This window comes from Kitasatospora sp. NPDC036755, assembly GCF_040636595.1.
GTDB lineage: Bacteria > Actinomycetota > Actinomycetes > Streptomycetales > Streptomycetaceae > Kitasatospora.
On the sequence record NZ_JBEZUT010000082.1, the window covers coordinates 18,793 to 28,081 of the forward strand.

The following is a 9,289-nucleotide window of genomic DNA, read 5'->3' on the forward strand; positions in this document are numbered from 1 at the left end:
GGACGGTCAGGCCACCTTGACCGTCCGCTCCCCCCGCCGTACCGTCACCTCGACCTCGCCGCCGATCGCCGCCGAGTACACCCGCAGGTTCTCCAGGCTGTCCACCTGCCCGTGCTCGATCTGCGACACCCGCGCCTGGCTCACGCCCATCAGCGCCGCCACCTCCTTCTGGGTGAGGCCGGCCGCCTTCCGCATCTCGGCCAGCTCGTAGCCGCGGATCCGGGCCAGGCTCTCCTCACGGATCCGGGCCCGGTCGGCCTCCGCCTCCGGCGAGGCCGACTGTGGGTTGATCCGCTGCGCCTCAGCCCACACCTCGGTCCGACTGCGGCCCTTCATACTCGCTCTCCCTTGTCCTTCCACACCTGCGGGGACGACACCCGTCAGCCCGCGCGCCGGGGGCGCTACCCCCGCGCCGCCTGCCAGAGCTCCGCGACGATCTGCTCCGCGGGGCCCGTACGGGCCAGCAGGTGGGCCGTGCCGGCCCACAGGTGCATGGCGGAGGTGTCACCGTGGCGGGCGGCGGCGGCGCGCAGGGGGGTGGTGAGGCGGTTCACCTCGGGGTAGGCGGACGGGGCGTAGCGGCCGTAGCGGTCCATGAAGGCGTTGCGCAGGCCGCGGGCCGGGCGGCCGGTGAAGGCGCGGGTGACGGCCGTCTCCGGGAGCTCGACCAGCGCCGCCCGGTGGGCCGCCGAGGCGCCGGACTCGTCCGACCGCAGCAGCGCCGTGCCCAGCTGCACCGCCACCGCCCCCGCCCGCAGCGCGGCGGCGACGGCCGGGCCGTCCCCGATCCCGCCCGCGGCGACCAGCGGCAGCGCCGTCACCTCCCGTACGGCGGGCAGCAGTTCGAGCAGCGGCAGCTCGCCCGGACGGTCCGCCGCCCGGTGGGTGCCGCGGTGGCCGCCCGCCTCCGGGCCCTGCACGCACAGCACGTCCATCCCGACCGCCTCCGCCGCCCGCGCCTCCTCGGGCGTGGTGACGGTGCCGACCTGGGTGGTGCCGACCGACCGCAGCGCCGCCGCCTCCTCGGCCGTCGGCAGCCCGAAGGTGTACGAGACCACCGGCACCGGGTCCACGAGCAGCGCGGCGAACTTGGCGTCCCAGTCGTCGCGGTCCGGCCCGGCCTCCTCCGGCAGCGTCACGTCCCACCGCTCGGCCTCGGGCCGCAGCCGCTCCCGGTAGGCGGCGACGGCCGCCCGGTCCGCGGGCGGGCCCGGCACGAACAGGTTCACCCCGAACGGCCGGTCGGAGGCCTCCCGCACCGCGGCGATCTGCTCGGCCATCCCGGCGGCGGTCTTCATCCCGGCGGCCAGGAACCCCAGCCCGCCGGCCCGGTTCACCGCCGCCACCAGCTCGGGTGTCGAGGGCCCGCCCGCCATCGGGGCGCCGATCACGGGTACGGCGAGCTCGTCGGGACGGACGGCCATCGGGCGCTCCTCACACTGCCGCGGGTACGGACGGCCCCCAGCCTACGCTCAGCGGATCAACCCCCGCCCGCGCGCCTCGCGCACCGCCGCCGTGCGCGAGTCCACCCCCAACTTGGCGTAGATGTGCACCAGATGGGACTTCACCGTGGCCTGGCTCAGGTGCAGCCGCTGGCTGATCCGCTGGTTGGTCAGCCCGTCCGCGACCAGTCCCAGCACCTCCGTCTCCCGGGCGCTGAGCGCCGCCGCCGGTGTCCGCATCCGTTCCAGCAGCCGGTCCGCCACGCTGGGCGCCAGGGCGCTGCGGCCCGCCGCGGCGGCCCGTACGGCCTGGGCCAGCTCCTCCGGCGGCGCGTCCTTCAGCAGGTAGCCGGTGGCGCCGGCCTCCAGGGCCGGCAGGGTGTCCGCGTCGCTGTCGTACGTGGTGACCACCAGCACCCGCGGCGCGCCCGCCCGGGCGGTGATCGCCGCGGTGGCCTGCGCCCCGTTCATCGCCGCCGCCGGCCCGAACTGGAGGTCCATCAGCACCACGTCCACGCCCGGCTCCGCGGCCAGCTCGACGGCCCGCTCGGCGGTGGCCGCCTCCGCCACGATGGCGAAGTCCGGTTCGCACTCCAGCACCGCCCGCAGCCCGGCCCGCACCACCGGGTGGTCGTCCGCGATGAGCAGCCGGATCACTGGCCCGCCTCCGGGGCGACCGGCAGCTGTACCGCCACCGCCGCGCCCTGCCCGGGCGACGACTCCACCGTGAAGCTGCCGCCGAGCGCCCGGGCCCGGGCCCGCATCGAGGGCAGCCCGAACCCGCCCTCCTCGCCGGTGCGGCCCGCGACCGCCACCGGGTCGAACCCGGCCCCGTCGTCGACCACGTCCAACGCCACCTCGCCCTCCATGTAGCTGAGTGTCACCTCGGCCCGGGTGGCGCCCGAGTGCCGGATGGTGTTGCCGAGCGCCGACTGCGCGATGCGCAGCAGCGCGACCTCCTGCGCGGGCGGCAGCCGGACCGGATCGCCGGACACGTGCAGGTGGACGGGCAGCGCGCCGTGCGCCGTCGTGGTCGCGCAGAGCCGCTCCAGCGCGACGGGCAGCGGATCGCCGTCCAGCGCGGGCGGGGTGAGCGCCCGGACGAACCGGCGGGCCTCGTCCAGGTTGTCCTGGGCGGCCTGCCGCGCCTGCTCGACGTAGTCGGCGGCGGCCTCGGTGCGCTCCGGCAGGGCCCGCTGGGCGGCCCGCAGCAGCAGCTGGATGGAGCTGAGGCTCTGCGCGAGGGTGTCGTGGATCTCCCGGGCGAGCCGCTCGCGCTCGGCCAGCACCCCGGCCGCGTGGTGCGCGGCGGCGGCGTCGGCGCGGGCCGCGGTCAGCTCGTCGATCAGCCGGCGGCGTTCCTCGCTCTCCCGGTACAGCGCCTGGTAGCCGAGCACGGTGGCGGTGGCCACGGCCGCGCCGAGCGCCGGACCGATCGAGGCGGCGAAGCCGAAACTGTGCTGGTGCCAGGACCACGCGGTGATCGAGGCGGCCGCGGTCAGCCCGACGGCGACGAGCCCGCCGCGCCGCCCCAGCAGGTGCAGTTCCAGGAAGTACAGCGGGAAGGCCAGCCAGACCCCGTCCTGGGTGGCGATCAGCACGCCCGCCCAGGTGATGCCGAGCAGCGCCAGCCAGAGCGCGGCCGCCCGGCGTGAGCGGCGCACGGCGGCCAGCTGCGGCCCGACGGTGTAGACGGCCGCCATCGCGGTGGCCGCGGCGGCGACGGCGGCCGGATCGCCGCCCCGGTCGACGAAGACGGCCCGGGCGACGGCGAGCGCGAGCAGGCCCGCCACGAGCAGGTGCAGGCAGACCTGGAGGACGCGGGCGACGGGGGTGGTTCTGGATCGTTCGGTCGCCATCCGTCCAGCGTAAGTCGGCACCCCGGGCCCGGCATCAATCAAAAGGTTGAACTCCGCGTCTCCCCTTTGATGCCCAGGATGCAATCCCCGGCGCGATGCCCCGGTCCCCTCCCGTCGGGGACGGTGGAAGGGTCGAGAGAACCCCCGCAGAGGAAGGCCCGTCGTGTTCGTCGCCTGGAGGGACCTGAGGTTCGCCAAGGGGCGGTTCGCCCTGATGGGAACCGTCATCGTGCTGATCACCGTACTGGTCGGCCTGCTGTCCGGGCTGACCGCCGGGCTCGGCCGGCAGAACATCTCCGCCGTCACCGGCCTGCCCGCCGACCACCTGGTGTTCGGCAAGCCCGCCGACGGGCAGAAGCTCTCCTTCACCGACTCCCAGGTCACCCCCGAGCAGTGGCAGGCCTGGGCGCGCGAGCCCGGCGTCACCTCCGCCCAGCCGCTCGGCATCACCACCACCAAGGCCGCCGCCGGCCAGCGCACCGCCGCGCTCTCCGCCTTCGGCGTCCCGGACGGCTCCGGGCTCGCCCCGAAGGGCACCCGGGTCGCCCCCGGCCAGGCCGTGCTGTCCAGGAGCGCCGCCGAGAACCTGGGCGGCCTCGCCCCCGGCGCCGACTTCACCCTCGCCGGGCACCCGCTGAAGGTCGCCGCCGTCGAGGGCGACGCCGCGTACAGCCACACCCCGGTCATCTGGACCACCCTCGCCGACTGGCAGCTGGCCGCCCCCGGCGGCGCCGGCCACGCCACCGTCATCGCGCTCGACACGGCGAAGGGCGCCGACCTCGCCGGCGCCGACGCCCGCCACGGCACCGAGACCCGCACCCGCGACGACGCCCTCGCCGCGATCGGCTCCTACACCTCGGAGAACGGCTCGCTCCAGCTGATGCGCGGCTTCCTGTTCGCCATCTCCGCCCTGGTGATCGGCGCGTTCTTCACGGTCTGGACGATCCAGCGCAGCGGCGACATCGCCGTCCTCAAGGCCCTCGGCGCCTCCACCCGCTACCTGCTGCGCGACGCCCTCGGCCAGGCCGTCCTGCTGCTGGTGCTCGGCACCCTGCTGGGCACCGCGGTCGCCGCCGGCTTCGGCGCGCTGATCGGCTCCGCCGTCCCCTTCGTCCTGGACGCCCCGACCGTCCTGCTGCCCGCCGCCGTCATGATCGCCCTCGGCGCGATCGGAGCGGCCCTGTCCATCCGGCGGATCACCTCCGTCGACCCGCTGACCGCCCTGGGGAGTGTCCGATGAGCTTGACCCTCGACCGCATCACGCTGACCTACCCGGACGGCGACGGCCGGCTCACCGCCCTGGACGAGGTCTCGCTGACCGTCCCCAAGGGCTCGCTCACCGCCGTCGTCGGCCCCTCCGGCTCCGGCAAGTCCAGCCTGCTGGCGGTCGCCGCCACCCTGATCACCCCGGACTCCGGGCAGGTGGTCGTCGACGGCACCGACACCACGGGCCTCGGCCGGGCGGAGCTCACCGCGCTGCGCCGCTCGAAGATCGGCATCGTCTTCCAGCAGGCCAACCTGCTGCCCTCGCTCACCGCGGTGGAGCAGCTGCAGGTGATGGCCCACCTCGACGGCCGCGCCCCGCGCACCGCCCTGCCCCGCGCCCTGGAGCTCCTGGACGCCGTGGGCCTGCGCGACCAGGCCGCCCGCCGCCCGCACCAGCTCTCCGGCGGCCAGCGCCAGCGGGTCAACATCGCCCGCGCGCTGATGAACGACCCGACGGTGCTCCTGGTGGACGAGCCCACCAGCGCCCTCGACCACGAGCGCGGCGCCGCCGTCCTCGACCTGATCACCGACCTCACCCACCGCCGGGCCACCGCCACCGTGCTGGTCACCCACGACCGCACCCACCTGACGGCCGTCGACCAGATCGCCGAGGTCCACGACGGCAGGCTGACCCTGCCGGCGGCGGCTGTGTGAGCTACTTCTTGGCGATGAGCACGTCGTCCACCGAAAGCGTCACAGCGGCGCCGATCGACTCCGGCAGGGTGAAGGACTGCCCGGGGTGGTGGACGGCGTGCACCCGGTACTCGCCGTCCTGCGGGTCGGTGAGCACCATGACTCGCTGATTCGCGCGATCCACGATCACGTAGACGGGCACGCCTGCAGACGCGTAGACGAAAGGCTTCCTCTTCAGGTCATCGCTGTGGTTGGACGAGGTGACTTCCAGAACGAGCCGGAAGACGGCCGGGTCGTAGCAGTTGTACTCGATCAGGTGATCGTCGATATCGGCGTCGACAACCGCCAGATCGGGAATCGCATAGTCCGACGGCCCATCCGGCAGCCAGATCCCGATGCCCTGAAGGACTTCGGTCCCGCCTCCATCGAGGCCGGCCTGGAACAGCACGCGCATCAGGCGGCTCAGCGACTTGCTGTGCGAAGCGTTCGGCGGCGGCGTCACGGTGATCTGGCTCCCGACGATCTCGACCCGGTGCCCGGTGAACTGGTTGGAGATCAGCTCAGCGGCTTCGAGCAGCGTCGGCTGCTCCATGGGCTCTTCCACTGCTGCGGCGGACATGGATTTCCTCCTGGCTGCCGATGTCGAGAGCATCATCGTAGAACCGGCACGCCTTTCGGCGCCCGATCCTCAGTCTTCACCCGAACGAGCGGTTTAGCCCCGGCCGGACCGCAGCCGCAGGGCCGAGGGCTCCGGCTCGGCGGGCTTCTCCTCGCCGGCCCAGAGCGAGCGGACGTGGCTGAGGTGCCGGGTCATGCAGGCCTCGGCGCCGGCCGCGTCGCCGGCGAGCAGCAGGTCCAGCAGCTCCAGGTGCTCCTCCGCCGAGGAGACCAGCTCGCCGCGCTCGTCGAGCCGGTTGAGGCCGTACAGCCGGGAGCGCTTGCGCAGGTCGCCGACCACCTCGACCAGCCGGGTGTTGCCGGCCAGGCCCAGGAGGTCCAGGTGGAACTGGCGGTCGGCCTCCAGGTAGCCGATCAGGTCGTGCTTGCGGGCCGCCGCGACGATCGCCTCGGCCTGCGGGCGCAGCCGTTCCAGCTGTTCCCGGGTGGCGGTGACCGCCACCCGGCCGACGGTCGGGACCTCGATCAGTGCGCGGATCTCGGTGAAGTCGTCGAGGTCCCGGTCGGTCAGTTCGGTGACCCGGAAGCCCTTGTTGCGGACGGCCTCGACGAGGCCCTCGCGGGCGAGGTCGAGCATGGCCTCGCGGACCGGGGTGGCGGAGACGCCGAAGTCGGCGGCGAGCGCGGGGGCGGAGTAGACCACGCCGGGGCGCAGTTCGCCGGAGATCAGGGCCGCCCGGAGTGCGTGCGCGACCTGGTCGCGAAGCCGCTCCTGTACGGAGATCAGGGTGCGGGACTTGAGGTCGGCCATGGTGTTCCTCCGGGTGGGTGCAGAACACCAGCGTACAATGTCACGTTACGTTGCGTGCGCAACAGCCAGCGATTCGAACACCCGCCGCGCCGGCCCCTCCTGGCGCAGAAAGCCATGGTGACAGCGGCCGTCGGCCGTGACAACGGCCGACGGCACACGATCTTCGGGCCCCCGCGGCCCGCACACACGGCTACTCCCGGCGGAACCGCCCCACCAGCACGGTGAGGCTGGCCGCGCCGAACCCGTCCTCGACGCCCCGCCGGACCGCCTCCGCGAGAACGGCCGGCAGCGCGCCGTCGACCCCGGAGTCCTCCGCGGTGTGCCGGACGTGCTCGATGCCGGCCAGCGCCATCGCCAGCCGGTCGACGTCCCCGCGGTGGTCCCCGCCGGTGATCCGCGGCGCGTAGAACGCCTGGAAGCCGGGCATCGAGGCGGCGGTCGAGCTCAGGTACGGCAGGAACTCCTCGGCCGTGATGCCGTTGGCCTCGGCGATCGCCGTGGCGTGCAGGTAGCCGACCATCGAGGACCAGAACAGGTCCATCTGGATCTGGTAGTACAGCTGCGCCAGCCCGGGGTCGTCGCCCCGGTAGTCGGCCCCGGTGAGCACCTCCAGCGCGGCGCGGTGGCGCTGGAACAGCTCGACCGGGCCGCTGTAGAAGGTGGACGACGCGGGGTCGCCGATGCCGGACGGCGGCACCTGCACCCCGCCGGTCAGCTGCGCGGCGCCGTGCTCGGCCAGCCGGCGGGCGGCCTCGCGGGCCCGGCCGGGGGTGTCCGAGCTGAGGTTCGCGATCACCTTCCCCTCCAGCGCCGGCTCGACCGCCTCCAGCACCTCGAACACCGCGTCGTAGTCGGTGAGGCTGAGCACCACCAGTTCGTTCGCCTCCACCGCCGCCCGGGCGCTGGGCGCCTCCCGCGCGCCCCGGGCGAGGAGCTCCCCGGCCCGCCCGGGTGTGCGGTTCCACACCGTGACGGCGTACCCGGCGTCCAGGTACGCCCCGGCCATGGCCCGCCCCATCGGGCCGAGCCCGATCACCGTCACGGACCGCTTCGACTGCTCCACGGACATGCGCTTTCCCCTCCTCTGGAACGAACGCTCTATTTAGAGCGCCGGGCCGACGCTAGCACAGGACTGGAACGAACGCTCTACTCAGAATCTCGGCTAGGATCGCGCCGTGAACGCGCCCGAGAAGACCTCCCCCCAGGCCGGGGCGAAAGCCGGCACCCGCGAGCGGATCGTCCGGGCCACCTCCCGGCTGCTGCAGCGCCAGGGGTACGAGGGCACCGGGATCAAGCAGATCTCCCGCGAGGCCGAGGCCACCCTCGGCTCCGTCTACCACTTCTTCCCGGGCGGCAAGCAGGAGTTGGCCGCCGAGGCGATCCGGCACGGGGACGAGGAGTTCGCCGTCATGCTGCGCACCGGGCTCGGCTCCTCGCCGGACCTCGGCGAGGCGATGACCGCCTGCACCCGGCTGCTCGCCACCGAACTGCGCGCCTCCGACTGGCAGGACGGCTGCCCCATCACCAGCACCGCCCTGGAGACGGTCGGCCGGGTGCCGGTGATCGAGGAGGCGGTGGCCGAGGCCTTCGCCAACTGGCGGGCCGTGGTGACGGAACGGCTGCTCGCCGCCGGCATCGGCGAGCAGGACGCCCGCGAACTGGCCGGCACCGTGATCAGCACCCTGGAGGGCGCCGAGCTCGCCGCCCAGGTCGCCCGCAGCGAACAGCCGCTGCTGGTCACCGGCAAGCACCTGGCCCGGCTGCTCACCGCCTACGCCGACGACCGGGCCTGACCCGCGCGGCACCGGAAGCCGCCACCGGGGGCGCAGCCGGAAAACGTGAGGAGCCGGCGCAGCGGGGGATCCCTTCCCGCTGCGCCGGCTCCGGTTCCACAACTCCCGATCACGACCAGGAGTTACGACGTGTCGATCGACATCGCACTGTACGACGGCCACCCGGCCGGCGGCCGCCGTACCGGCGCCAGGATGCTGCGCCTGTCGAGCCCCGGGGCGGCCCTCGACGACGCCCTGGCCCGGCACACCGATCCCGCCCGCCACCGGCTCGGCCGGATCGACCCCTACGGGGACACCCTGTTCGACGAGCGGGACGCCGGTGCGGTCTTCGAGGAGGCCACCGCCCTGCTCGCCCGCTGCACCACCGAGGAGCAGCGGGCCGCCGTCCGCGAGCTGCGCGACCTGCTCGCGGACTGCGCCGCCACCCCGGGCAGCCGGCTCGTGTTCCTGGGCGACTGAGCGCCCGCCGCGCCACTACTGCCGCCGGTACACCTCCGCCGCGACGGCCAGGTCCTGCCAGGCCATCCCGACGCTCTTGAAGAACCGCGGCCGCCCGTCCGGCACCAGGGCGTCGCCGCGCACCAGCTCGGCGAGGTTCCACAGCTGCCGCCCGGCCACACCGGCCATCAGCAGGTCCCCGGCCTCCCGGGCCGCGACCGCGCGCGCCTCGACGTAGAGCTCGGCCCGCTGGACCAGCAGCTCGTCCACCTCCCGCGCGTCCGGCTCGTGCGAGCCGACCGCCGCGACCGCCGCGTGGGCGGGCACCAGCGCGCCGTCGAACAGCGGGGTGCGCGCCGTGGTGCAGCAGACCACCAGGTCCGCCTCGCGCACCGCGCGCCGGTCGCCGACCTCGGCCGTCAGCCCGAG

The 9,289-nt window shown here is 74.3% G+C and carries 11 protein-coding genes and 1 pseudogene; 4 read left to right on the forward strand and 8 right to left on the reverse strand.

Going from position 1 to position 9,289, the window contains the following annotated elements; all coding sequences use genetic code 11:
• Positions 1-6 precede the first annotated feature (6 nt).
• The 4 genes from AB0E96_RS15110 to AB0E96_RS15125 form a co-directional block, all read right to left on the reverse strand.
• Complete coding sequence (locus tag AB0E96_RS15110; RefSeq protein WP_359823149.1) at positions 7-336, reverse strand: helix-turn-helix domain-containing protein; 330 nt, start codon at positions 334-336, stop codon at positions 7-9.
• A gap of 65 nt (positions 337-401) precedes the next feature.
• Positions 402-1,424: a nitronate monooxygenase gene (locus tag AB0E96_RS15115; RefSeq protein ID WP_359823151.1), complete on the reverse strand. Its 1,023-nt coding sequence runs from the start codon at positions 1,422-1,424 to the stop codon at positions 402-404.
• Between the two features lie 48 nt (positions 1,425-1,472).
• Complete coding sequence (locus AB0E96_RS15120; RefSeq protein ID WP_359823153.1) at positions 1,473-2,099, reverse strand: response regulator transcription factor; 627 nt, start codon at positions 2,097-2,099, stop codon at positions 1,473-1,475.
• On the reverse strand, positions 2,096-3,301 hold the full coding sequence (locus AB0E96_RS15125; protein WP_359823156.1) for a sensor histidine kinase: 1,206 nt from the start codon (positions 3,299-3,301) through the stop codon (positions 2,096-2,098). The genes AB0E96_RS15120 and AB0E96_RS15125 overlap by 4 nt, the downstream gene beginning before the upstream one ends.
• A gap of 163 nt (positions 3,302-3,464) precedes the next feature.
• On the opposite strand from AB0E96_RS15125, the gene AB0E96_RS15130 reads away from it, so the two are divergent.
• Both AB0E96_RS15130 and AB0E96_RS15135 read left to right on the forward strand, forming a co-directional pair.
• The gene (locus AB0E96_RS15130; protein ID WP_359823158.1) at positions 3,465-4,541 is read left to right on the forward strand and encodes an ABC transporter permease; all 1,077 of its coding nucleotides are present in this window, start codon (positions 3,465-3,467) and stop codon (positions 4,539-4,541) included.
• Positions 4,538-5,221, forward strand: coding sequence for an ABC transporter ATP-binding protein (locus AB0E96_RS15135; RefSeq protein ID WP_359823160.1), 684 nt, complete (start codon positions 4,538-4,540; stop codon positions 5,219-5,221). The genes AB0E96_RS15130 and AB0E96_RS15135 overlap by 4 nt, the downstream gene beginning before the upstream one ends.
• A 1-nt stretch (position 5,222) precedes the next feature.
• Here the strand turns inward: AB0E96_RS15135 and AB0E96_RS15140 are convergent, their stop codons facing one another.
• From AB0E96_RS15140 to AB0E96_RS15150, 3 genes are all read right to left on the reverse strand, one after another.
• Positions 5,223-5,819 (reverse strand): Uma2 family endonuclease, encoded by a 597-nt coding sequence (locus AB0E96_RS15140; RefSeq protein WP_359823163.1) that lies wholly within the window; start codon positions 5,817-5,819, stop codon positions 5,223-5,225.
• Between the two features lie 93 nt (positions 5,820-5,912).
• On the reverse strand, positions 5,913-6,629 hold the full coding sequence (locus AB0E96_RS15145) for a GntR family transcriptional regulator (protein ID WP_359823166.1): 717 nt from the start codon (positions 6,627-6,629) through the stop codon (positions 5,913-5,915).
• Between the two features lie 190 nt (positions 6,630-6,819).
• Complete coding sequence (locus tag AB0E96_RS15150; RefSeq protein ID WP_359823169.1) at positions 6,820-7,698, reverse strand: NAD(P)-binding domain-containing protein; 879 nt, start codon at positions 7,696-7,698, stop codon at positions 6,820-6,822.
• 106 nt (positions 7,699-7,804) lie between these two features.
• Between AB0E96_RS15150 and AB0E96_RS15155 the strand changes: the two genes are divergently transcribed.
• Together AB0E96_RS15155 and AB0E96_RS15160 are read left to right on the forward strand one after the other, a co-directional pair.
• Positions 7,805-8,422, forward strand: coding sequence for a TetR/AcrR family transcriptional regulator (locus AB0E96_RS15155; RefSeq protein ID WP_359823171.1), 618 nt, complete (start codon positions 7,805-7,807; stop codon positions 8,420-8,422).
• Between the two features lie 129 nt (positions 8,423-8,551).
• On the forward strand, positions 8,552-8,881 hold the full coding sequence (locus tag AB0E96_RS15160; RefSeq protein ID WP_359823174.1) for a hypothetical protein: 330 nt from the start codon (positions 8,552-8,554) through the stop codon (positions 8,879-8,881).
• Positions 8,882-8,896: 15 nt separating this feature from the next.
• Here AB0E96_RS15160 and AB0E96_RS15165 read toward each other — a convergent pair.
• Positions 8,897-9,289, reverse strand: a pseudogene (locus AB0E96_RS15165) (ornithine cyclodeaminase family protein); the annotation flags it as partial.